A 22824-nucleotide genomic window follows, 5' to 3' on the forward strand; every position below is an offset into this window, starting at 1 on the left:
CCAACTGCCCCCATCTTTCATCGCAATTCACCGATTGATCGGATCGCACTTCGCGGTCGCCACCTGCCGAGCCCTGCGCCATGCATGACGATGACATTGCCAATATCATGCGCGCTCTTGGTCACCCTGTCCGGCTGGAAATTCTGCGCATCCTGGCCACCCAGCAGCAGGGTCAGTGTTGCTGCGCCGATGTCACCGACAGCCTCACCCTGGCGCAGTCCACAGTATCCCAGCATATCAAGGTCCTGCTCGACGCCGGCCTGATCGAGCGCAAGCCGCACGGCACGCGCAACCGCTATTGCATCCGCCATGACAGACTGGCCGATTTGAACTCGGCCTTTGGCGGTCTCCTCAAGGGGCTGGCGCCCGTCGCCGCCAACAAGGAAACGGAACAGGCCTGATGGCTATAGACAGCACCGGTAAAAAGCCGTCCGTCAGCGCGGACGAGGGCTCGGTATTCTCGACCATTCGCAACCTCTGGTCCTATATGTGGCCGGACAACCGACCCGATCTCAAAATGCGGGTGGTCATGGCATTGGCGGCACTGCTGGCGAGCAAGGTGGCCACCACGCTTGTTCCCTTCGCCTATAAAGGCATCATCGACAGCCTCGATGGCACCAGTCCCGACCGGGCACTAGTCCTTGGTTTGGCGGTGCCGCTCGTGCTCGTCATCGCCTATGTGCTGGGCAACATCGTGGATGCCGGCTTCCAGCAACTGCGCGATGTGTGGTTTGCCAGCGTCGGTCAGCACGCGGTGCGCAAGCTGGCCCTGCAGACCTTCCATCACATGCACCGCCTGTCACTGCGCTTCCATCTGCAGCGCCGCACAGGCGGGCTCAGCCGTGTCATCGAGCGCGGCACGAAAGGCATCGAGACGGTTGTCCGTTTCGCCATGCTCAATATCGCTCCCACCCTGGTTGAATTCGTGGTGGTGGCGGTCATTTTTGTCTGGCTCTTCGGGATCAGCTATCTCGGCGTACTGGTCGTGATGATCTGGGCCTACCTCTATTTCACCATCAAGGCTTCCAACTGGCGCATTTCCATCCGGCGCGCCATGAATGACAGCGATACGGACGCCAATGGCAAGGCGATCGACAGCCTGCTCAATTTCGAGACGGTGAAGTATTTCGCCAACGAGGATATGGAGGCCCGGCGGTTCGACAAGGCCATGGAGGGATATGAGCGCTCCGCCATCCGCATCTGGAGTTCGCTCGGTTTCCTCAACTTCGGCCAGGCGGTCATTTTCTATGGCGGTTTTCTTGTCATCTCCATCATGTCCATTCAGGGGGTCATGGATGGAAGGCTGACATTGGGCGACTTCGTTCTGCTCAACACCTTCCTGATGCAGATCTACCGGCCGCTCAATTTCATCGGTTTCGTCTATCGCGAATTGCGCCAGGGCCTCACCGACATCGAGGAAATGTTCAAGCTGCTCGATCAGAATCCCGAAATCGAGGACCGGCCGGGTGCCAAGCCGCTTGCCGTCTCCGGACCGGTTATCCGCTTCGAGGACGTCAGCTTCCACTACGACCCCGACAGGCCGATCCTCAAGGGCGTGAGCTTCGAGGTTCCCGCTGGCAAGACGGTTGCCATTGTCGGGCCGACCGGGGCGGGCAAATCCACCATTTCCCGGCTCCTGTTCCGCTTTTACGATGTCACTGGCGGTCGCATCACCATTGATGGTCAGGACCTGCGCGACGTCACCCAGGAAAGCCTGCGTTCTGCTATCGGCATGGTGCCGCAGGATACCGTGCTGTTTAACGACACCATTGGCTACAACATCGAATACGGCCGTCCCGGTGCGACCGACGCCGAAGTCCAGGACGCGGCGCGCATGGCCCAGGTTGCCGGTTTCATCGAAACCCTGCCCAAGGGCTACGACACGCCCGTCGGCGAACGCGGACTGAAACTCTCCGGCGGTGAGAAGCAGCGCGTTGCCATTGCGCGCACCATTCTCAAGTCACCCTCGATCCTCATCCTTGATGAAGCGACCTCGGCGCTCGATACCAAGACCGAGCGCGACATCCAGGCAGAACTCGAGGAAGTCTCTCGCGATCGTACCACGGTTGTCATCGCCCACCGGCTCTCCACGGTCGTCAATGCCGATGAAATCCTAGTGTTGAGGGACGGCCAGATTGCCGAGCGCGGCAACCACTTCGACCTCCTTGCACAGGAGGGGCTCTACGCCCAGATGTGGAACCGTCAGCGCGAGGCGAGCGAAGCTGCCGAGCTTCTGGCCCGCACCCAGGACGATCCGGATGGTTTTGTCAGGCGCGGCGTTCCGGCGGCCGAGTAGCGTCGCCGCCGGATGGTTATCCCCGCAAGGTGTCTCAACGCAGCCCCATGAGCATGGCCAGACCCGCTTGCGCCGTGAGCACGGCGATGCTCCCCATGCCGACGCCCCAGAACAGTGAGCGCAACTTGCTGATCCCCGCCCAGTAACTCAGGGTGAAGCCGATCCGGGCCGCTGCATAGACAAGGGCAGCTCCAGTCACCAGCGCATTGCTCACGCCGAGAACGGCGAGGATGGTTGCGGCCGGAACCACCATCCCTGCCGATTCAAGATTGTTCTGCAGGGTGCGCGCGGCCCGTCCAGCAAACCCCTCCCGACTGAGCGGCGCCGCCCGGTCGGTGAATATGAACGCCAGGCCCTTCGAGCCGACTGTGTTGAGATGTTGCACCGCGGCCGATACGAAGACGAGAAGGCCGGCGGCAAACAGGGCGGCAAAGGCATGCATGGGTCGATATCCTCACTGGTCATGCCCGCAATATTCTGGTTCACTCATGCACCGTCAACGCGCACATTGGCGCTTCAAGTGTGCAGGAATGTTCAGTGCAACCGACCGACCTCAGCATCATTGCCGCGCTGGAAAGCGCCGGGACTTTCACCGGCGCCGCCCGGGTTCTGGGCGTTGCGCATACCACCGTGTCCCGCAAACTGAAGGATCTGGAGGCCCATTTCGGCGCGCTTCTCGCCGAGCGCCGCGATGATGGTGTGGTCTTGACCCCCGAGGGTGAACGGCTCTTGGAAAGTGCCCGCCGCATCGAAGCTGAGTTGGCGGGGCTCGAGCGCGACATTGCCGGGCGCGACCACCGGCTGACCGGACACATCAAGCTGACCACAGTCGACGCGCTGGCCTGGCTCTACCTCCCGGTCCTCACACGATTTCGCGCCCGCCATCCGCAGATCGAAGTCGCAGTGGAAGTGGGGTCTGAACTGCGCAGCCTGTCGCGCCGGGAAGCCGAGGTGGCGCTGCGTGCCACCAATAGTCCGGACGATCATCTGTTCGGTCGCCAACTGGGCAGTCTGGACTTCTATCCCTATGCCCATGCCGAACTGGCCTCCAGCCCGGACGCCATGCCCTGGTTGGAATATGGCAATCGCGATTGCAGTCAGCCGGCATCCCGCTGGTTGCGCCGCACCCACCCCACGGTGCGTCCGCAGGCCAGTGTCCCCACCCCGCTCATGATGTTTCGTGCGGTAGACACGGGCCTGGGTGCGGGGCTGGTCCCTTCCGCACTGGCGGATGCATCTCCGGCTTTGGTGCGTCTGGCCGACGAGCCGGCCTTTTCCATCGCCATCTGGCTGCTGACCCCGATGGAACTTCGGCAGACCGCCCGCATCAGGGCGTTGTTCGATGCGTTCCAGGATAGGCGGACACATGCCTGAAATTGCTCTTCGCGCCGCGACGCTGGCCGACAGGCCGCTTATCGCAAATCTCGTTCAGCTCTACCTCTATGACATGACCGAGTTCATGCCGTTTCCAGTCGGTCCGGATGGACATTTCGAATATGGTTTCCTGGATCGGTTCTGGCGGCATCCCTACACTATCATGAGCGGTGACGAGATCGCCGGCTTTGCGCTGGTCGTGGACGAGTGCCCGCTAACGGGCAGGGCGCCATGTTGGTTCATGGCCGAATTCTTCGTACTCAGGGCCTACCGGAAACGAGGTGTCGGCAAGGCGGCTCTAGATCTTGCATTCGCGGCTCATCCCGGCCCCTGGCACATCGCGGTTCCCCAAGCCAACCGCGCTGCCCAGGCCTTCTGGAGCAAGGTGCTTGTGGAGAGGGCAGGGATCCTAAGCGACATCCATTTCGACGGCGATGACTGGAGCCTCCACGCGTTCACCACCGGATGAGAAAAAGGCCCGTCTCGGGACGGGCCTTTTCGAAGTTCGCAATAACGCGGCGGTCTACTCTGCCGCATCTCTCCGGCTCACCACCGTGACGCCATTGGCTTCCTTTTCCGTCAGCCCGGCATCTTTGGACACGATATAGCGCTTGGCGCTGTCCGCATCTTCCGGAATTTCCACGGCCATGCCGTCGAAGCCGGCGGGCGCAGCGACCTCCTTGCTGCGGAAGGGGCTGGCAATCCATGCCCCCAGTGCCGCAAGCATCGTGCCCAGCCACTTGATCTGGCTCCACATCACGGTCGGCGCAGTGATCATCACCGGCACCATGACCAGGGTCAGGGCTGTCGAGAAGAACAGGCCCGACACAAGGGAGGCCGAGAGGTGGATAAACCAGGAGCCGGCAATGCCGCCCACCACGATTTCGCGGCGGATGAAGTCGAACTCGACATTGGCCCACATCGGGATCACGCCCAACGCGGTCAGGAACGCGGTCAGCAGCACCGGCCGCACACGCTGGCTCACGGTCAGCAGCATGGCCTTCACGGCTTCCACATTCTGGTGCCGGTGGTAGTCATTATAGGTGTCGATCAGCACGATGCCGTTCTTCACCACAATGCCCGCCAGCGCCACAATGCCCAGCCCGGTCATGATGGCCGAGAAGGTCATCCCGGTCATCAGCATGCCCAGAAGCACCCCAGCCACCGACATGAACACGGTCGTGAGCGTCACCAGCACCTGATAGAAGCTGTTGTACTCCAATAGCAGCACGAAGAAGATGATGGCCATGGCCATGACGAAGGCCTGACCGATAAAGGCGTTTGCATCGCCCATCTGCTCCTCGGCACCACCGAACTCCACCGACACACGGTCAGGGAAATTCTGCTCGGCGATCCAGGCCTGCAACTCTTCCACCTTGTCGGCGACATAGACACCTTCGGGTAGATTGGTGAGACCCGCCGCCACGTTCATCGTATAGACCTGGTTGCGCCGCTGGATGTTGGCCACCTTGGGCACGGCCTGGCGTTCGATGAAGTTGGAGACCGGCACAAGGCCCTGAGCGGTCGCGATGCGCATGGAATCCAGGGCATCGAATGTCCGCTCGTCTTCGGGCAGCCGAACACGGATATCGAGTTCATCGCCCGTGATTGCATCCCGGTAGGTGCCCAGCTTCACGCCCGACGTCACCAGCTGCACATAGGGCGCCAGCTCTCGGACACCGATGCCATACTTGCCGGCTTCGGCGCGGTCGATGGTGATCTGCCAGTCAATGCCAGGTGAGGGGCGACCGTCTTCCAGGTCGACTACTTCCGGCCAGCTGGCCAGTTCGTCGTGAATGGCAGCAACCACGGGCACCAGGTCATCATAATTGGTGCTCTCCACCCGCATATTGATGTCCTTGCCCGCCGGTGGCCCGCTTTCGGCGGCCAGCAACTGGATGTCGAGCCCGGCAAAGTCCTTCACCCGCTCGCGGATGTCGGCAAAGATCTGCTCTGCCGGCAGGCGCTCGCTCCATTTGGTCAATTGCAGCTGGAAATTGCCAATCGTATCGGGCGGCATGGTGCCGAAGGCGCCAGTCGTGCCGAACTGCATGATCACGTCCTGGATGCCCTGGACCTGAATGAGTTCGTTCTCGATCTCCACCAGCATGTCGCGGATTTCTTCGGGCGAGTAATTACCACGGCCGACCACGGCCACAGTCGCAAACTCGGGTTCGGAAGCCGGGAAAGCCTCCGAGCCGGTCGGGTTCATCGCATAGGACACGAAGATGGTCGCAATTACGCCGAAGCCGACTGCAAGCGTGGGCAGCGGCCAATGCAACAGCTTTTCCATCACCCGCACATAGATACCGGTCAGCCCCCCCACCTTCTTGGAGTCGAACTTGTCCGGATACATGACGATGTCGGCCTTGGCCTTCTCCTTCTCGTCCACATGGGTCGAGGCGATCAGCGAACCGATGACCGGCATGAAGATAAGCGCCGAGATGAAGGAAGCGACCATGACGATGATCACGATGGTCGGCAGGTAGCTCATGAACTTGCCGATGATGCCCGGCCAGAACAGCAGCGGGATGAAGGCGCCCAGCGTGGTCGCGGTCGCACCCACGACGGGCACGAACATCTTGCGCATGGCCATGATGAAGGCTTCCTTTTTGGGAATGCCTTCTTGCAGCTTGCGTTCGGCATATTCGACCACCACCACCGGGTCATCCACCAGCACGCCCACGGCGATGACGAGGCCGAACATCACCATCATGTTGATGGTCATGCCCAGGCCCTGGGCAACCAGGAAGGCCATCATGAACGAGAGGGGGATGGACATGCCGATCATGATGGCCGGGCGAACGCCTAGCGTGGCCACACAGGTGATCAGCACCAGGGCCACGGCGGTGAGCACGGCAGCCTCGAGCGAACGGAACAATGCGGTGGTCGTCTCGGCCTGGTCCAGGAAGAACGAGTAGGTCACCCCGCTGGGCCAGTCCTTGGCGACCTCGGCAGTCACTGCCCGCACGGTGTCGGATACGTCGATGATGTTGGTGCCGAGCTTTTTCGAAATGCCCATGATCAGGGCAGGGGAGCCGTTCACATGAGTATATTCGGTCGCATCGGCCAGGGTGCGGGTGATCGTCGCCACGTCGCCAAACGTCACCACCGTATTGCCATCGGTCTTCAGCGGCAGGCTGAACACATCCTCCGCGGTGGTGATCAGGCCCGGCACTTCAACATTGAAGGAGCCTTGCCCAGTATTGAGCGTCCCACCCGCGACAACCATGTTGTTACGCGACAGGGCGTCGAACAGCTGATTGGCTGTCAGGCCATAGGCCTCCAGGCGAAGCAGGTCCACGCGGACTTCAAGCTGTTCCTTGCGCGCGCCGGAAAGCTTGGCCTCACGCACTTCAGGAATGGCTTCCAGAGCATCCTGCAATTGCTCGGCGCGCCGGACCAGCTCTTTCTCAGGCGCCGAGCCGTAGACGGCCACCGACATGATCGGGCCGATGAAGTCGATTTCCGAGACCGTCGGATCGTTGGCATCGTCGGGCAGCTTAGCCTTGACCGCGTCCATCTTGGCGCGGGTATCCTGCAGCGCCTGATCCTTGTCGGTATTGATGTCGAACTCGAGGAAGATCGAGGCGTGACCGGTCGTCGATGTCGAGGTGATATTGTTCAATCCCGGCAGGTTGGACAGCTCTTCTTCGGCAGGCTTGGCCAGGAGGTTCTCGGCGTCGCGCGGGGAGACACCTGATTGGCTGATCGAGACGTAGAGATAGGGAACGTCAATGGCCGGGAAGCTTTCCTTGGGCATCGACATATACGCGCTGGCGCCAGCGGCCAGCACGATGACCATGATCGTCAGGACAACGCGCGGCATCCTGAGGACTTTTTCGATGAAGTCGAGCATGCTCTGCGTCCCTAGCTGGCGGTGGCTTCAGTGGTGGCCGAAACCGGGCTGGCGTCTACAGCCTGTCCGGCATTCACGTTCTCCTGACCGACCGTGATGACATCGGCAGCCAGTGGCAGGCCCGTGACCCACACGCCTTCCCGCGTGTCGCTCACGATAGTGATCGGGTAAAAGGCGACCACACCATTCTCGACGGTGCGAACACCCAGTACGCCTTCATCGTCCAGAGTCAGGACAGATTGCGGCAGCAGATGCCCGGGCGCAGTGCCAATATCCACGATGGCCTCGGCAGTTACGCCGTCACGAATGGCAAAATCTTCGTTGGGAATCTCGATTTCGGCTGGGAAGGCGCGCGTGGCGTTGTCGGCGACGGCGGACACATAGGTCACCTTGCCGGTCACGCTTTGTCCGGTCACCGTCTTGATTGTGGCTTCAAGCCCGGTCTTGGCGAGACCGATATGGGCTTCCGGCACCATGCTGGTGAAAACGATGGGGTTGAGCTGCACGATCGTGGCACAGGGCGCGCCAGGATTGAGCATGGCGCCCTCCACGGCAATCGGGTCCTGCACCAGGCCAGCAACCTTCGCCACGATTTCAGTGCGCTCCAGCTCTGCCTCGGCATTGTCGAGTCCGGCTTCCGCCTGGCTGACACCAGCCTTGGCCTGTGCAAGGGCAACTTCGACCGCATTGGCGGTATTTGCCGCAGCCAAACCGCGTTCGCGCAGGTCGGCATTGGTGTCGTAGTTCAACTGAGCTTGGGCCAGGGCCGCCTGGGCCTGCGCCAAACCGGCTTCGGCCTGCGCCACGGCCGCAGCCCGGGTACCCTGATCCAGCGTGCACAGGGCATCGCCTACATTGACCCGTTCGCCCTTGGTGACATGAACCACGTCCACGGCGCCTGAGGTTTCCGCTACGGCCGTCACTGTGGCCTTGGCCTGGGTGCGGCCGCGCAACGGCACCTCGATCGGCATCGGCTGGGCGGTAAAAGTCTGGGTGCGGACGCTCTGCAGCGGCGCGCTGGCGCCCGTGGTGGTCTCGTTGCGCTGCGCGATCGTCAGGGCTGGGTCGACTTCCGGTTCGTGATGCTCGGCAAGGACGCCGGCCTCGCCCAGAGCTGTCGCGATCGGACCATGCTCCTCACCCTCAATGACCGAGATGATCGGCTTCTCGCCATTGCCTGGCCCCTGGCCACCCTGAACCAGTGTCCCGGTTGCCAGCCAGCCGCCCGCCAGAAGCAGGATTGTGAAGGCCAAGCCATAGGAAAACAGTGCACGCATAGTTGAATTTGCCCCTTATTCAGCCGCGTCTTTTCGTGGCTCGGCTCGCGCCATTGTGATCAGTTCGTGCATATGGGTGCGGAAATGTTGTTCCGCAACCTCCAATACTGCACGTCCGTAATTGATGACCCACATGTCTGCTGCATTGCAGCAATGCTCCTTGGGTGCATCATCGAGTTTCTTGCGGTCGGCGACAGTTCGCGCCAGAAATTCGTTGCACCGCTGTTCCACCAGGTCGCGCGGCAGAATGTGCGCAAATCGTGCAAACAGCAGGAACGGGCTGCGGAACATGTCTTCGCCCAGTGGCTCGGCCAGTTCTGCGGCGAAGGCCGTCTTGCCCGCTTCGGTAATGGAATAGACCTTGCGAGCCGGTTTTCCGGGCTGTTGCTCGGTACGGCTTGCCACCAGCCCGTCGTCCTCCAGGCGCGCTAGCGCAGGATAGATCGAGCCATAGCTGGCCTCCACAAAGTAGGCGAAATTGCCTTCCGTGCACATCCGGCGAATGTCGTATCCACTGGCCTCGCCGTCATAGAGAATGGAGAGACAGAGCGTTCTGACGTTCATGCAAATGATCCCGTAACCATATTCCGGTCCGATATATGCTCGGCGTATATATGGTGTCACTGTTCGCTTCAAGCTTAACGAAGGGAAACAATGCGCAGATCAGTTAAGCAGTCATTGCATATCGCTCAGCGGACCGCCCGCGATGCAAGTCTGCATCGTCCTCGCCCGTCTGCTCGCGATCCTGGACTATGAGGGGATCAGGCGCTGCATCAGTTCTGCGGCGGTCAGCGCCAGTTCTTCACTGGCGGCCGCCACGAAATAGGGATTGAGGTATTTCAATTCGCCCTTGCCGTAGCGTAGTGGCGCGCCATCCAGTGTCAGCAGCGCCCCCCCCGCAGCTTCAAGCACGGCCTGTCCGGCGGCGGTATCCCATTCGCAAGTGGGGGTGAATCGCGGGTAAAGCTGGGCATCACCTCGGGCCACCAGGCAGAATTTGAGCGAAGAGCCGATGGACACGTCGCTCTCCACGCCCATGATTTCGCGCAATTGCGCCAGCGCCGCATGACCATGGCTTCGACTGGCCACGATATGGGGCCCTGCAGACGGCGCGACCTTGATGGGACGGCGATCCACGACCTTGCCGGCAACGACCTTTCCGCTCCACGCGCCGTTGACATCCCCCACGAATAGGTCGCCCGTGGCCGGCGCCAGGACGACACCCATGATGGACCGTCCGTTCTCGACAAGCGCGATGTTGACCGTGAACTCGCCATTGCGCTTGATGAATTCCTTGGTGCCATCAAGCGGGTCGACCACGAAATAGCGCTCGCCCAGCACCGGAATGACACCGGCCGCGACGCTCTCCTCGCCTAGCGTGGGCAGCCCGGTGACCTCCAGGTGCTTGATGATGACGGCCTCGGCGGCCGCATCGGCCTCGGTTACCGGTGAGCCGTCCTCCTTGGTGACCACGTGAATGGGTCGGTCATAGACCGCGCAGATGACATCGGCGGCGGCGATTGCAGTCTCAATGGCAATCTCGGTGATGGATGAGGCGGCTGCCATCGGCATCATGCTGTCTTGCCGTCCCGAATGACGACGTCGAGCCCGAGGTCGAGCGGCGCCGCTCCCATGGTGATCTGGCTGGTGGAGATGAAGTCGACACCGGTTTCCGCAATCGAGCGGACGCGATCCAGCTTCACGCCGCCAGAAGCCTCCAGTCGCGCCCGCCCGGCATTGATGGCGACGGCCTGCTTGAGGATTTCATTGTCCATATTGTCGAGCATGATGACACGCGCGCCCGCCGACAAGGCCTCCTCCAGCTCCTGCAGGGTGGTGACCTCTATCTCAATGGCAACCAGATGCCCGGCGAAGCGCTCGGCCGCCTTGTAGGCGGCAGTGACGCTACCGGCGACCGCGATGTGATTGTCCTTGATCAGGATCGCGTCATTCAGGGCAAAGCGATGATTGGCGCCGCCACCGCAGCGGACAGCATATTTCTCGAACGGCCTGAGCCCGGGTGTGGTCTTGCGGGTGTCGCAAATGCGGGCTCCCGTGCCCTCAATGGCATCAGCGAAGCGGCGCGTCATGGTGGCAATGCCGCTCAGATGGTTGAGGAAGTTCAGCGCCACCCGCTCACCCGACATCACCAGCCGCGCCGGCCCCGATATCTCGGCCACCATGCCACTCGCCTCAATGCGAGCCCCATCGGCAATCTTGGCTCTGAATTGCACGCCATCTCCCACCAGGCGAAAGGCTGCGGCTGCCAGGTCCAATCCGGCGATGACCCCCGCCTCGCGGGCCGAGAGGGTCGCGACCGCCTCCGCATCGGGCGACAGCGTCGCCTGGCTGGTCAGGTCCCCCGCCAGTCCCAAATCCTCTTCGAGCGCCGCGGATACGGCGCGCTCTACCAGTAGGCGCGGCAATTGGGCGGGCAGGGCGGTCATGTCGGTTCACCGGAAGTATCGATTGCCCGTGCTTTACGACGCGCACTCCCGCCTGACAACCGCCACGGGTCTCCCGGGCCGTCTAGCGCAGCAATCCTTGTCCGCCGTCGATCCAGACCGGGCTCCCTGTCACGTGCCGCGCGCCATCGGAAACCAGGAAGGCGATGACGTCGGCGACATCCGCCGCCTTGCCGCTCGCACCACCGGTTAATGGGATGTCGCCCTCGGGGAAATGCACCGGTATGGCGGCCTCCTCACTGGCGCGCCGGTTGGTATTCTCCTCGATATTGCTTTCAATGGCGCCCGGACAAACCGCGTTGATGCGGATCTTCTTCTTGCCAAGCTCCAACGCCAGTTGCTGGACCATGGCCAATTGTCCCGCCTTGGTTGCCGAATAGGCGCTGGCACCTGGCGTAGAAAAGGTGCGGGTGCCGTTGATCGAAGAAACCACCACAATTGCGCCTCCGCCGGCCTTCTCCAGGGCCGGAACCGTGTGGTGGATGGTGAGATATGTGCCCCTGAGGTTGACCGCGATGGTCTTGTCCCATTCCTCAGGCCTCAGCTTCGCGATGGGCGCCCACATACCGTTGATCCCGGCATTGGCCACCACAATGTCCAGGCGACCGAAGGTGTCGATCGTGCGCGCCACCAGGTCGCGCATGCCAGCGTCGTCGGTGACATCGCAAACCCCTGGCATGGATTGTCCACCGGCTGAACGGATTTCCTCTGCGGTGGCCTCGACCTCCTCGCGGGTCCTGCTCATGGCCACGACCGCGGCCCCTTCGCGCGCCAGCTTCAACGCCGTCGCCTTGCCTATTCCCGATCCCGCACCAGTCACCAGCGCGACCTTACCCTCAAGACTAGCCATTCCATCCTCCGTGCTGCAGCAAACCCAACGCGGCAGGACGGTAATGGTTGTCTCGAAGGGGCTGTCTTGCCTCAGAGCCGCTTGGGGTGGTCGGCCTCAATAATGCCGTGCGTCAGGCTCCCCGTTACTGGATAGAGCGGGATCAGGCAGGCCTGCAGCGCATGATACAGGTCCGGCTTGCCCACAAACAGGCGAGACGTCGGCACCAGCTGTTCAGTCAATTCGCTGTGCCAGCCGCCGCGTTCATGGTCGATGACGTGGTTCTCTGCGAAGTCCCAGAGTTTTCGGTACCAGAGCTGGTAGAAGTCGTCATGGTCGTAGGCGCCGATAAACGCCGCCGCGCCGATCGCCTCTGCAATCGGCCACCACAGTTTCTCGCGCATGATCGGCTGGTTGTTCCAGTCCAGGGTGTAGAAGAACCCGCCATGCACCTTGTCCCATCCCAGCGCGATGGCCTGGCGGAACAGGCCGCGCGCGGATTCGGTCATCCAGCTATGCTCCTTGCGGCACAGCACGAACAGCTGGAACAACAGCCGCGACCATTCCAGCGCATGTCCGGGCGTGGTGCCGGACGGACGGAACATCTCCGAGCCCAGATAGTCCTTGTCCAGGCTCCAGTCCTCGTGGAAATGCTCGGCCACGCGATAGTCGAGCCTGGCCGCATTGCGGTTGATGATGAGGTCGGCGATCCTGGTCGCCTTCTTGAGATATTCGGTCTCGCCGGTAGCCTCATAGGCCGCCATCAAGGCTTCAGTCAGGTGCATGTTCGAATTCTGGCCGCGATAGGTGCTGATCTGCCGCCAGTCATTGCCGAACTCTTCGCGGACAGCGCCCACCTTCTTGTCCCAGAAGCGGTTCTCGATCACCTCGGTGACATCGGCGATCACCTTGTCTGCGAGCGGATGACCCACCAGCTTGGCGCTCGAGCCGGCCAGCAGCACAAAGGCATGGCCATAGGCCTGCTTGCTGTCATCGGCATAACCCTCGTCATCGAGGGACCAGACATAGCCGCCGTGGCGCAGGTCGCGGTGCTTCTCCCACAGATACTGCATGCCATGGTCGACGATTTCGTCCGAGCCCGGGCGGCCGATAAGACTGCCGATTACCGCGCAATGGACCATGCGGGTGGTCACGTGGATCTGCCGGATGGCATTTTCCGGCGAGAGCGGGTGTCCGTCATCGGACAATTCGTAAAAGCCACCCCGGGGATTGAGTGAGGCCGCCTCGAAGAAATCAAACAACCGGCTTGCCTGCGTCATCAGATATTGCCGATGAAACGGCCGACGCTGCCACGCGCCCCAATTGGTTTCCGGCAATGTTTTGGCGATGGTGTCCAAGGCTTTCTCCCTACCGGCAGTTTCGGTCGACCGGTCCAATTGGGCACGGGTTCTAGCCAATCAATGAGAACGTTGCAAATCCTGACTGTGTGCCTTGCTCCGCGTCACCCCCGTCCATACCAATCCTCTACCCGTTTGACCTCTTCTGCCGAACCCAGGATCACCGGGACCCGCTGGTGAATATCCGAAGGCTCTACGTCCAGAATGCGCATCGTCCCCGTTGTCGACCGCCCGCCTGCGCCCTCAATCAGCCAGGCCATGGGATTGGCTTCATAGAGCAGCCGCAGCCGCCCGCCCCTGCTGATGGTCTCGCTATCGAGTGGGTAAAGAAAGATACCGCCACGCATCAGAATGCGATGGACGTCGGCCACCATCGAGCCCACCCAACGCATATTGTAGCGCTTGCCCAGAGCTCCGGTCTCGCCGGCCACGCTCTCTTTCACATAGCCGGTTGTGGCTGCATCCCAGAAGCGTTCGCGCGCCGTATTGATCGCAAATTCACCGCTGGCCTCGGGCACGCGCGCCGCCGCGACCGTCTGCACCCATGTGCCCTGTGCGTCGAGCGTGAACACGCTCGTTTCCCCCTTGATCCGCACCACAAGACTGGTCGCGGGTCCATAGGCCACATATCCCGCAGCCAATTGTTCCGTGCCCCTCTGCAACAGGCCGCCTTTGGCTGGGAGAACGGAAAAAATCGTGCCTACGGTGACATTTACGTCGAGATTTGAAGACCCATCCAACGGATCGGTGGCAACAATGAACTGCCCCTGACTCGACATATTAACGGCTTCATCCAGCTCTTCCGAGATCAGAATCGAAATGGCCGGATTTTCGCGCAAGTGATTCAAAACAATATCGTTTGAGATCACATCGAGCGCCTTCTGCGCCTCGCCCTGCACATTGTCGGATCCCGCCAGCCCCGTCTGCCCAGCGATGGGCGCCTCCCGCAGAACCCGCGCAATCTCGGCGCCGGCTGCTGCCATCGACTCGATGGCGCCGCCAAGGGCTTCGTCGGTCGTTTGGGCGCTGAGCCACTCTTTCAGATCGGTCATGTGGGTCTCCTTGTTGCCCTCACTGTCCAGAATGGCTTTGTCCATACAAGGTGGACTTTCGACCTAGGCGGCGGCAACGCGCGAGCCCGGGTTCCTCAGGGGCTGCAACCGCACCCATCGTCCCTCGGGCTGCATTGTGCTATCGAATTAAGCGCTGCCCAATACTTGAGCATAATTAAGACCCTCAGGCGGCAAACATAGCAAGTTGATCGCCATGCAGATGCAGGAGATGGGGCATGTCAGTGCTTTAGGTGCTGGCACGGCAATTGCAGAACCCTGGTGCAAGCAGCGGTCTCCTCGCCTCTGCCAATCGCATCGAAACAAGACAGGGACAACTCAATGCTACGCCGCACATTCATCGCATGCCTTGTAACTGGCCTCGCTGCCGCTACCACTGTTCCGGTTCACGCCGACGCTCTGGAGGACATTAAGGCCCGGGGCACAATTCGCGTCGCTGTGCCGCAAGATTTTCCGCCCTTTGGCAGCGTCGATCTCAGCATGGAGTCGGTGGGCTACGACATCGACATGGCAAAGGCCATTGCCGAACGGCTGGGTGTTGGCGTCGAGCTGGTGCCGGTCACCAGCGCCAATCGGATTCCCTATCTGCAAACCGACCGGGTTGATCTCGTCATTTCCAGCCTGGGCAAGAACGCCGAGCGCGAAGCGGTGATCGATTTCACTGATGCCTACGCACCCTTTTACAACGGTGTCTTTGGAGAGGCCGACCTCACCCTGGCGGGCCCGGAGGACCTCGCCGGCGTCAGTGTCGGCGTCACACGCGGCTCCGTCGAAGATCTGACGCTGACCGAATTGGTCCCCGAGGCCGTCGAGATCAGCCGCTACGAGGACAACAATGGCACCATCTCGGCCTTCCTGTCTGGCCAGGTGGACGTCATCGCCACCGGCAATGTCGTTGCTGCGGCAATCCTGGAACGCAACCCGCAGCGACGCCCCGAGCTCAAGTTCCTGGTCAAGAACTCGCCTTGCTATGTCGGCCTGAACAAGGACGAGCCAGCGCTGCTCGATGCGGTCAACACCATCATTGCTGAGATGAAGGCCGACGGATCGCTCAACACCATCTCGCAGGCCTGGCTGAAGGCTGACCTGCCCGCCGACCTCTAATGTCGTCCCAGGCCGCCCGGCCCAGACCGGGCGGCATTCCTGCAGGCGTTTCCGGGTCGGACGGGGTCAATGCAATATCAATGGAATTTTGACTGGCTGGCGAACTACATGCCGGTCTTCGTCAATGGTGTCGCCATCACCATTGAACTCATCCTGGTCGGGGCCGTGCTCGGCGTATGCCTTGGCATTGTCTGTGCGTGGGTGAGAGCGCTCGGTCCGGTCTGGCTCAAGCCCTTCGTCGCCGCCTATGTGGAACTGATCCGCAATACGCCCTTCCTGATCCAGCTCTTCTTTATCTTCTTTGGCCTGCCCTCGCTCGGCATGAAGCTGACTGCCTTGCAGGCCGCCAACATTGCCATGGTCGTCAACCTGGGTGCCTATAGCTGCGAGATTATCCGGGCAGGCATACAGGCAACGCCGCGCGGCCAGTTCGAAGCTGGTGCAAGCCTTGCCATGACGCCGTTGCAGACATTCCGCCATGTCGTCCTCGTGCCGGCGCTACAACGCATATGGCCGGCTCTGGCGTCCCAGATCGTCATCGTCATGCTCGGGTCCTCGGTTGTTTCCCAGATCGCTGTCGAGGACCTGACCTTTGCCTCCAACTTCGTCCAGTCGCGCAACTTCCGCGCCTTTGAGACCTATCTGGTCGCCACGCTGACCTATCTGGCGCTGGCCATCGCGCTCCGGAAGGTCCTTGACGGTGTCGGCTGGGTGATCTTCCCGCGGAGGAAGGTGTGATGGCCCAGTTCACCGTTTTCGATATCCTGCGCAATCTTCTCCTGGCCACCCAGTGGACCGTTGTCCTGTCCATCGTGTCATTTATTGGCGGCGGGCTCGTGGGCATGCTTGTTCTGTTTGCCCGTATCTCCAATCGAGGCTGGTTGCGTCTCCTGGGGCGGGGCTATGTCGAACTTTTCCAGGGCACGCCGCTACTCATGCAGCTCTTCCTGGCCTTTTTCGGCCTGGCGCTGTTCGGCATCAGCGTGCCCGCCTGGCTCGCCGCGGGGCTGGCACTGATCCTGTGGACGGCGGCCTTTCTCGGCGAGATCTGGCGTGGCTGCGTGCAGGCCGTGGCAAAGGGTCAATGGGAAGCGTCGGCGAGCCTGGGCATGGGCTATTTCCAGCAGATGCAACATGTGATCCTGCCCCAGGCTCTGCGCGTCGCCATTCCGCCCACCGTCGGCTTTTCTGTGCAGGTGGTGAAGGGTACCGCGCTCACATCCATCATCGGATTTATCGAACTCACCCGCGCCGGGACGGTGGTCACCAATGCCACCTATCAGCCCTTCCTGGTCTACGGCCTGGTCGCGCTCATCTATTTCTGCCTCTGTTGGCCGCTTTCCAGGGCCAGCCAGATTCTGGAGAGAAAGCTCAATGTCGCTCATAGCCATCACTGACGTCCGCAAGAGTTTCGGCTCAAACGAAGTGCTCAAGGGCATCGATATCGATATTGCGCGGGGCGAGGTGATCGCGATCATCGGTAAGTCCGGTTCCGGAAAATCCACCTTGCTGCGCTGCATCAATGGTCTGGAGACCATTGATTCCGGGTCGATTTCGGTCGAGGGCGCCCAACTGCTGACGGAAGCCAGGGCGCTGCGCGAGCTGCGCCTGAAGGTCGGCATGATCTTTCAGCAGTTCAACCTGTTTCCCCATCTGACGGCTGGGCGCAACGTCATGCTCTCCCAGATGGTGGTCAAAAAGACACCAAAGGACGAAGCGGCCGAGATCGCCCGCAACATGCTGCAGCGCGTTGGCCTCGGTGAGAAGTTCGATGCCTACCCCGATCAATTGTCCGGTGGCCAGCAACAGCGGGTCGCCATCGCGCGCGCCCTGGCCATGCAACCCATCGCCTTGCTCTGCGACGAGATCACCTCGGCGCTCGATCCCGAACTGGTCGCCGAGGTTCTGGCTGTCGTCAAGGAGCTGGCAGCCGAGGGCATGACGCTGGTCATGGTGACCCATGAAATGCGCTTTGCCCGCGACGTCTGCTCGCGCGTGGTGTTCATGCATCAGGGGCGGGTCCACGAAATCGGTCCCCCCGAAGACGTGTTCACTAACCCCAGAACGCCTGAGTTGCAGCAGTTCCTGGGGATGAGTCAGGCGGCCTGATCGCGGTCGCCCTCAGCTCTCCCGCGCCAGATCCGCCAGAAGACCGGCCGCCACGCTGAGCCGCGACACTGTGATGCCCCCTTCCGTCAGCTCCTTGACCGCGGCGACGGTACGCGCCACCGCCACAGGCCTGTTGGCCGCATAGTCAGCCACTGATCCGGAGGAGATCACATCTGCGGTCAGGTCGCGCAGGGCACGCATCAGGTTGGCGAGCGCCCGGTCCAGTGCCATGCGATCGAACCGGTCGCCCAGAATGATCGCGCGGCCATCCTCAATGATACGGAACAGGTCGAACAGCCCGGCCAGACCAAAATAGGCCTTGGCCGCGGTCACCACATCGACGCCGCACCGTTCGGCTACAAGCACGATGTCGCTGGCATGGCTGAGAAAGGGCAGGGCGCCGATACGATAGGCGAGATCTTCCGGCACACCATGAGCCGTCAGGCCGCTGATCCGCACATCGAGCGCGTGACGCTGGTCTTCGGGCAGCAAGCCCTCGGTCTCAATCAACCGATCGACCCCGTTCCGATGCCGCTCCACCAGACTTGCCAGGCCTTCGGTTACCGAGCCATTGCGTAGGAACCACAGGGCTTCCTGCCGCAACAGGGCCTCGACTTGAGCATATAGAGCCAGTTGCACCGAGCCGGGAAGGGCGCCGTCCAGGGCATCGATCTCAGCGTTCAGCCTCGTCAGCCCATAGGCGTCCCGCACCGCCGCATAGGCCAACGCGACCTCTCCGGCGCTGGCGCTGGTAGCAGCCGTCAGCTCCGATACGAAGGCCGGCCCGCCGCGATTGATCATCGCATTGGCGAGCACGGTCGCGACCACTTCCCGCTTGAGCCGGTGGGTTTCGACCTGCTCGGGATAGGTCTGGTGCAGTGTTTCCGGGAAGTAGCGGAACAACTCACCGGCCAGGTACGGATCGTCGATGGCGGTGCCCTTCAGCAGATCGTCGAACAGGGTCAGCTTCGCATAGGCCAGGATCACCGCCAGTTCCGGGCGCACAAGGCCCTTGCCCTCGGCCGCCCGGCTGTCCAGCGTTGCATCGCTGGGCAGAAACTCCACGGTCCTGTTGAGGAGTCCCCGCTCCTCCAGGCCCTCGATGAGGACCCGATGATCCGGCAGTTCCGCCAGCCCGGCCCGCTCGGCCAGCGATATGGCGAGGGTCTGAAGGTAGTTGTTGCGCAGGCAAAGCGCGGCGACCTCTTCGGTCATCGAGGCGAGGAAGGCGTTGCGCTCCTCCATCTCAAGCTGCCCCGACGCCACGACCGACGACAGGGCAATCTTGATGTTGACCTCAAGGTCAGAGGAATTGACGCCGGCCGAGTTGTCGATGGCGTCCGAATTGATCCGCCCGCCATTGAGCGCATAAGCGATGCGCCCTCGCTGGGTCACGCCCAGATTGGCGCCTTCGCCCACCACCTTGGCGCGCACTTCTCCCGCCGTGACCCGTATGGCGTCGTTGGCGCGATCGCCGACGCGTGCATCATCCTCATCGGCGGCCTTGATGTAAGTGCCGATGCCGCCGAACCAAAGCAGATCGACCTGTGCCACAAGAATGGCGCGCATGATTTCGGCAGGCGTCGCTGCGTCCTGGTCGAGGCCGAGCAGCGTCCGCATCTGCGGGCTGAGCGGGATGGATTTGAGCGAACGCGAAAACACCCCGCCGCCCTCGGAAATCAGGCCCTTTTCATAATCCTGCCAACTGGAGCGCGGCAGCTTGAACAGGCGCTCGCGCTCCGCATAGCTGACCGCCGCATCCGGATCGGGATCGATGAAGATGTCGCGATGGTCGAAGGCAGCAACCAGCCGAATCTCGCGGCTGAGCAGCATGCCATTGCCGAAGACGTCGCCGCTCATGTCGCCGACGCCCGCCACGGTGAATGGCTCCTTCTGGATGTCGCGGTCCATTTCGCGGAAATGGCGTTTCACCGCCTCCCAGCCACCGCGTGCCGTTATGCCCATTTTCTTGTGGTCATAGCCGGCCGAACCGCCCGAGGCGAAGGCATCGCCCAGCCAGAAGCCGCGTCCGGAGGCAATGGCATTGGCGGTATCGGAGAAGCTGGCCGTGCCCTTGTCGGCCGCAACCACGAGGTATGGGTCATCGCCATCGCGCCGCACCGTATCGGCGGGAGGGACCACGACCCCCTCGACCAGATTGTCGGTCACATCGAGCAGTGCGCCGATGAACACCTTGTAGCTTTCGGTCCCCTCGGCCAGCCACGCATCTCGCGCCATGCCTGCGCTCAGCCGCTTCGGGACAAACCCGCCCTTTGCGCCAACCGGCACGATCACCGCGTTCTTGACCTGCTGTGCCTTGACCAGTCCCAGCACTTCGGTGCGGAAGTCCTCGGGCCGGTCCGACCACCGCAGCCCGCCACGGGCAATGGCACCAAACCGCAGATGCACGCCCTCCACGCGCGGAGAATAGACTGAAATTTCCCGGTAGGGCCGGGGTGCCGCCATACCCTCGACCTGGTGGCTGTCGAATTTGATGGCGAGCGCCGGGCGCCGGTGACCATCCTTGTCGCGCTGCCAGGCATTTGTCCGCATCGAGGCTTCAATCAGGTTCTGGAACCGGCGCACAATGGTGTCTTCGTCGAGCGACGTGATCTGGTCCAGCGCTGCAGCAATGTCCGCCCGCGCCACGGCGGCGGCCTCGTCATGGTCCGCCAGTTGGGGATTGTGCAGGGCAGCAAACAGCGAGACCAGAGCGCGCGCTGCCGCCTTTTGCGTCACCATGGCCTGGGCGATATAGCGCTGGGAATGCGAGGTGCCGACCTGCCGCAGATATCGTGACAGCGCCCGCAGCAGCGCCGCTTCGCTCCAATCCAGGCCGGCCAGCGTTACCAGGGAGTTGAGCTGGTCGCTTTCTGCCTCGCCCATCCACACCGCCAGGAGACCTGCCTCCACCGCCTCGGCCCGCGCCATCACATCGACGTCGGCGCCCTCGGGCAGTTCCAGCACCATGTCGTGCAGATAGCGTTCGACCCCGTCGCGCGGCACGATTGTATAGGTGCGCTCGTCGATCACCCGGAATCCGAAATGCTCCAGCATCGGCACGCGGTCCGACAGCGGAATGGCCGTGCCTTCATGGTAGAACTTCAGGCTCAGCGCGCCGTCCGTCCCGGTACGCGTGGTCAGGCGAATGGCAATGCCGTCGTCGCCCAGCCCCTCGAACACCGCAATGTCGCGCAGGGCGTCACCGGCATCATTGCGGCTCTGATAGGCCCCCGAAAACGCCTGCTTCCAGTTGCTCACCGCCTCCGGATTTGTGGCTGCCGCCATCAGCATGTCGGAGAAGTCATGGGTCAGTGCTTCGACCCCGGTCTCCAGCGCCCGCCGGTCCGGTACCGGCGTTGGCCCGCCATTCCGCCCGATGATGACATGCAGGCGGACCAGGTCCCCCTCTGGAAAATGCGGGTAGAATGCTGAAACACGGCCATCATAGAGCGCGCTCAGATAGCGGGTGATCCTGGCTCTGACATTGCCGTCATAACGGTCGCGCGGCACATAGACGAGGATGGACACGAAATTGTCGAACCGGTCGATCCGCGGCAGCACGCGCACGCGGGGACGGTCGTAAAGTCCGGCAATCGCGCCGGCAAATTCGGCGAGTTGCCGCGTGTCGATCTGGAACAATTCATCCCGCGGGTAGCTGTCCAGCGCACCGAGCAGCGTCCGGCCCGCATGGCCGAGCGGGTCGACGCCGGACTGCCGCATGACCTCGGCAATCTTGCGCCGGATGATTGGTACCTCGGTATGCGGCGTCGCCAAGGCCTGGGCCGTGTAATGTCCGACAACGCGCAATTCCCCGCTGACCTGACCCGCCGCATCGAACAGCTTGATGCCTACATAGTCCATATGGGTGCGCCGGTGTACGCGAGCGCGCACATTGGCCTTGGTCACCAGCAAGGGTTCGGGGCCCTGCACGAAATCGACAAGCTGAGGTGTGCTTTCCACATAATGCGGGCCGCTGCGCAGCACTTTCAGACTCTCGTCGCGGAGTATGCCCAGCCCCGTGTCGGTAACAGGGCGCAATTCGTCCGCCTCGATCCGATACTCGCGTGTGCCGAGGAAAGTGAAATTATGCTCGATGAGCCACTCAATGAAGCGTTCGGCCTCGTCTCGCTGTGCTGGGGGGAGCCTGGCCAAGCCCGCAGATGCGCGCCGTACCCGGTCCAGCATCGGCTGCCAGTCCGATACAGCCCGCGCCACATCTGTGAGCGTGGCGCGCAATTCGGCCAGCAATTCGTCGACATCAGCAACCGCATCGCTCTGGATATGCAGCATGCTGACCCGGTTGCCCCCAGTTGCAACCACGCTTCCATTGGCAACGTGCAAGACCGGGTGGGCAAACATCCGGATCGTCCCGCCCATGGCCCTTAGGCCGGCGAGCGCACTGTCGACGATGAACGGCATGTCCGGAGAGATGATATCGAGAAGGAGCGGGTCAGTCGGCCCTTGCGGCCGCGTGACTTCGATTCGGGTCGCCCCAGGTGATGTCGTGGTCAGACGCGCGTGGCTTGCGGTGAGGGCACTGATCAGCGCCTCTGGGTTCTGCCTTTCCAGGTCATCCGGATCGGCGGCGGAAATCGCCGCAACAAGCAGCCGCTCTAGACTTTCGTCTCCCGCCGCCCTTGTTTTGGCCAGCTCCAATACGCGCGTTTCCACCCTGTTCGTCATGCCCTGCTCCCCGTGACTCGCCGAGCCACCTTAGGCACCTGCGACGACACTGTCTCTACCTCGTTGGTAGTGATAGCAGCCACCATCCGGTGGCGTGGTGCCGAGCAAGTCATTTCATGGAAACGTAACAACTCGGCAAAGCGTTTTCTCACCCGGCATGGGCCGGGGTCGTTTACCCCTTGTTAAACTCTATCAATCTGGTAGTCTTTGGGTTACATCAAGAGCAGGACGTTCCATGCCCAAACTGTCCCAATATGTTTCCTATGCCGGCCTCGTCGCGGCGCTGGTCTTCGGCTTCTTCGTGACCGTTCATGCCGGAATGGTCTTCTAGGCCGCGCAGAACCATCTAACAGACTATATGCGGCGACCCCTAGGGGTCGCCTTGCTTTTGGGGCTT

Annotated in this window: 18 protein-coding genes; 8 read left to right on the forward strand and 10 right to left on the reverse strand. The window is 61.9% G+C overall.

What is annotated here, in order from left to right; genetic code table 11:
• The first annotated feature begins 80 nt into the window (after positions 1 to 80).
• Together QZ564_RS05810 and QZ564_RS05815 are read left to right on the forward strand one after the other, a co-directional pair.
• A complete protein-coding gene (locus QZ564_RS05810; RefSeq protein ID WP_297106113.1) occupies positions 81 to 401 on the forward strand; it encodes a metalloregulator ArsR/SmtB family transcription factor in 321 nt (106 codons plus the stop codon).
• Positions 401 to 2296 carry an ABC transporter ATP-binding protein/permease gene (locus QZ564_RS05815; protein WP_297106116.1) on the forward strand — a complete coding sequence of 632 codons (1896 nt, stop codon included), beginning with the start codon at positions 401 to 403 and terminating at the stop codon, positions 2294 to 2296. Before QZ564_RS05810 ends, QZ564_RS05815 begins: the two co-directional genes overlap by 1 nt.
• Positions 2297 to 2330: 34 nt before the next feature.
• On the opposite strand, the gene QZ564_RS05820 is transcribed toward QZ564_RS05815, so the two are convergent.
• Positions 2331 to 2738 (reverse strand): MAPEG family protein, encoded by a 408-nt coding sequence (locus QZ564_RS05820; RefSeq protein ID WP_297106118.1) that lies wholly within the window; start codon positions 2736 to 2738, stop codon positions 2331 to 2333.
• Positions 2739 to 2833: 95 nt separating this feature from the next.
• Here QZ564_RS05820 and QZ564_RS05825 point away from each other — a divergent pair, with 95 nt between their 5' ends.
• Together QZ564_RS05825 and QZ564_RS05830 are read left to right on the forward strand one after the other, a co-directional pair.
• Positions 2834 to 3670, forward strand: a complete 837-nt coding sequence (locus tag QZ564_RS05825; RefSeq protein ID WP_297106121.1) for a LysR family transcriptional regulator — start codon at positions 2834 to 2836, stop codon at positions 3668 to 3670.
• The gene (locus tag QZ564_RS05830) at positions 3663 to 4139 is read left to right on the forward strand and encodes a GNAT family N-acetyltransferase (RefSeq protein ID WP_297106124.1); all 477 of its coding nucleotides are present in this window, start codon (positions 3663 to 3665) and stop codon (positions 4137 to 4139) included. Before QZ564_RS05825 ends, QZ564_RS05830 begins: the two co-directional genes overlap by 8 nt.
• A 54-nt stretch (positions 4140 to 4193) precedes the next feature.
• Here QZ564_RS05830 and QZ564_RS05835 read toward each other — a convergent pair whose 3' ends face one another.
• The 8 genes from QZ564_RS05835 to QZ564_RS05870 all read right to left on the reverse strand — a co-directional run bounded on the left by QZ564_RS05835 (position 4194) and on the right by QZ564_RS05870 (position 14510).
• Complete coding sequence (locus tag QZ564_RS05835) at positions 4194 to 7529, reverse strand: efflux RND transporter permease subunit (protein WP_297106127.1); 3336 nt, start codon at positions 7527 to 7529, stop codon at positions 4194 to 4196.
• Positions 7530 to 7540: 11 nt separating this feature from the next.
• Complete coding sequence (locus QZ564_RS05840; protein ID WP_297106130.1) at positions 7541 to 8806, reverse strand: efflux RND transporter periplasmic adaptor subunit; 1266 nt, start codon at positions 8804 to 8806, stop codon at positions 7541 to 7543.
• A 15-nt stretch (positions 8807 to 8821) separates the two neighbouring features.
• Positions 8822 to 9370, reverse strand: coding sequence for a PadR family transcriptional regulator (locus tag QZ564_RS05845; protein WP_297106133.1), 549 nt, complete (start codon positions 9368 to 9370; stop codon positions 8822 to 8824).
• 186 nt (positions 9371 to 9556) lie between these two features.
• Complete coding sequence (gene cysQ / locus QZ564_RS05850) at positions 9557 to 10378, reverse strand: 3'(2'),5'-bisphosphate nucleotidase CysQ (RefSeq protein WP_297106136.1); 822 nt, start codon at positions 10376 to 10378, stop codon at positions 9557 to 9559.
• Positions 10378 to 11253 carry a carboxylating nicotinate-nucleotide diphosphorylase gene (nadC, locus tag QZ564_RS05855; protein WP_297106139.1) on the reverse strand — a complete coding sequence of 292 codons (876 nt, stop codon included), beginning with the start codon at positions 11251 to 11253 and terminating at the stop codon, positions 10378 to 10380. The genes cysQ and nadC overlap by 1 nt, the downstream gene beginning before the upstream one ends.
• An 82-nt stretch (positions 11254 to 11335) precedes the next feature.
• The gene (locus tag QZ564_RS05860; protein WP_297106142.1) at positions 11336 to 12121 is read right to left on the reverse strand and encodes an SDR family NAD(P)-dependent oxidoreductase; all 786 of its coding nucleotides are present in this window, start codon (positions 12119 to 12121) and stop codon (positions 11336 to 11338) included.
• Positions 12122 to 12192: 71 nt separating this feature from the next.
• Positions 12193 to 13449, reverse strand: a complete 1257-nt coding sequence (locus QZ564_RS05865) for an AGE family epimerase/isomerase (protein WP_297106225.1) — start codon at positions 13447 to 13449, stop codon at positions 12193 to 12195.
• A 113-nt stretch (positions 13450 to 13562) separates the two neighbouring features.
• The gene (locus QZ564_RS05870) at positions 13563 to 14510 is read right to left on the reverse strand and encodes a class 1 fructose-bisphosphatase (RefSeq protein ID WP_297106149.1); all 948 of its coding nucleotides are present in this window, start codon (positions 14508 to 14510) and stop codon (positions 13563 to 13565) included.
• Between the two features lie 339 nt (positions 14511 to 14849).
• Between QZ564_RS05870 and QZ564_RS05875 the strand changes: the two genes are divergently transcribed.
• The 4 genes from QZ564_RS05875 to QZ564_RS05890 all read left to right on the forward strand — a co-directional run bounded on the left by QZ564_RS05875 (position 14850) and on the right by QZ564_RS05890 (position 17741).
• Positions 14850 to 15632 carry a transporter substrate-binding domain-containing protein gene (locus tag QZ564_RS05875; RefSeq protein ID WP_297106151.1) on the forward strand — a complete coding sequence of 261 codons (783 nt, stop codon included), beginning with the start codon at positions 14850 to 14852 and terminating at the stop codon, positions 15630 to 15632.
• A 69-nt stretch (positions 15633 to 15701) separates the two neighbouring features.
• Positions 15702 to 16370 carry an amino acid ABC transporter permease gene (locus QZ564_RS05880; protein ID WP_297106153.1) on the forward strand — a complete coding sequence of 223 codons (669 nt, stop codon included), beginning with the start codon at positions 15702 to 15704 and terminating at the stop codon, positions 16368 to 16370.
• Complete coding sequence (locus QZ564_RS05885; protein WP_297106156.1) at positions 16370 to 17029, forward strand: amino acid ABC transporter permease; 660 nt, start codon at positions 16370 to 16372, stop codon at positions 17027 to 17029. Before QZ564_RS05880 ends, QZ564_RS05885 begins: the two co-directional genes overlap by 1 nt.
• Entirely contained in the window at positions 17007 to 17741 is a 735-nt protein-coding gene (locus QZ564_RS05890; protein WP_297106161.1) for an amino acid ABC transporter ATP-binding protein, read from the forward strand. Before QZ564_RS05885 ends, QZ564_RS05890 begins: the two co-directional genes overlap by 23 nt.
• Before the next feature lie 12 nt (positions 17742 to 17753).
• Here the strand turns inward: QZ564_RS05890 and QZ564_RS05895 are convergent, their stop codons facing one another.
• Positions 17754 to 22427: an NAD-glutamate dehydrogenase gene (locus QZ564_RS05895; protein WP_297106163.1), complete on the reverse strand. Its 4674-nt coding sequence runs from the start codon at positions 22425 to 22427 to the stop codon at positions 17754 to 17756.
• Between the last annotated feature and the right edge of the window lie 397 nt (positions 22428 to 22824).

This window comes from uncultured Devosia sp. (genome assembly GCF_913055165.1).
Classification (GTDB): Bacteria; Pseudomonadota; Alphaproteobacteria; order Rhizobiales; family Devosiaceae; genus Devosia.

Bases quoted from the DNA above. Each gene is read 5' to 3' on its own strand.
- QZ564_RS05810 (WP_297106113.1), top strand. From the start codon at position 81: ATGCATGACGATGACATTGCCAATATCATGCGCGCTCTTGGTCACCCT.
- QZ564_RS05815 (WP_297106116.1), top strand. From the start codon at position 401: ATGGCTATAGACAGCACCGGTAAAAAGCCGTCCGTCAGCGCGGACGAG.
- QZ564_RS05820 (WP_297106118.1), bottom strand. From the start codon at position 2,738: ATGCATGCCTTTGCCGCCCTGTTTGCCGCCGGCCTTCTCGTCTTCGTA.
- QZ564_RS05830 (WP_297106124.1), top strand. From the start codon at position 3,663: ATGCCTGAAATTGCTCTTCGCGCCGCGACGCTGGCCGACAGGCCGCTT.
- QZ564_RS05835 (WP_297106127.1), bottom strand. From the start codon at position 7,529: ATGCTCGACTTCATCGAAAAAGTCCTCAGGATGCCGCGCGTTGTCCTG.
- QZ564_RS05840 (WP_297106130.1), bottom strand. From the start codon at position 8,806: ATGCGTGCACTGTTTTCCTATGGCTTGGCCTTCACAATCCTGCTTCTG.
- QZ564_RS05845 (WP_297106133.1), bottom strand. From the start codon at position 9,370: ATGAACGTCAGAACGCTCTGTCTCTCCATTCTCTATGACGGCGAGGCC.
- cysQ (WP_297106136.1), bottom strand. From the start codon at position 10,378: ATGCCGATGGCAGCCGCCTCATCCATCACCGAGATTGCCATTGAGACT.
- nadC (WP_297106139.1), bottom strand. From the start codon at position 11,253: ATGACCGCCCTGCCCGCCCAATTGCCGCGCCTACTGGTAGAGCGCGCC.
- QZ564_RS05860 (WP_297106142.1), bottom strand. From the start codon at position 12,121: ATGGCTAGTCTTGAGGGTAAGGTCGCGCTGGTGACTGGTGCGGGATCG.
- QZ564_RS05870 (WP_297106149.1), bottom strand. From the start codon at position 14,510: ATGACCGATCTGAAAGAGTGGCTCAGCGCCCAAACGACCGACGAAGCC.
- QZ564_RS05875 (WP_297106151.1), top strand. From the start codon at position 14,850: ATGCTACGCCGCACATTCATCGCATGCCTTGTAACTGGCCTCGCTGCC.
- QZ564_RS05880 (WP_297106153.1), top strand. From the start codon at position 15,702: ATGCAATATCAATGGAATTTTGACTGGCTGGCGAACTACATGCCGGTC.
- QZ564_RS05885 (WP_297106156.1), top strand. From the start codon at position 16,370: ATGGCCCAGTTCACCGTTTTCGATATCCTGCGCAATCTTCTCCTGGCC.
- QZ564_RS05890 (WP_297106161.1), top strand. From the start codon at position 17,007: ATGTCGCTCATAGCCATCACTGACGTCCGCAAGAGTTTCGGCTCAAAC.
- QZ564_RS05895 (WP_297106163.1), bottom strand. From the start codon at position 22,427: ATGACGAACAGGGTGGAAACGCGCGTATTGGAGCTGGCCAAAACAAGG.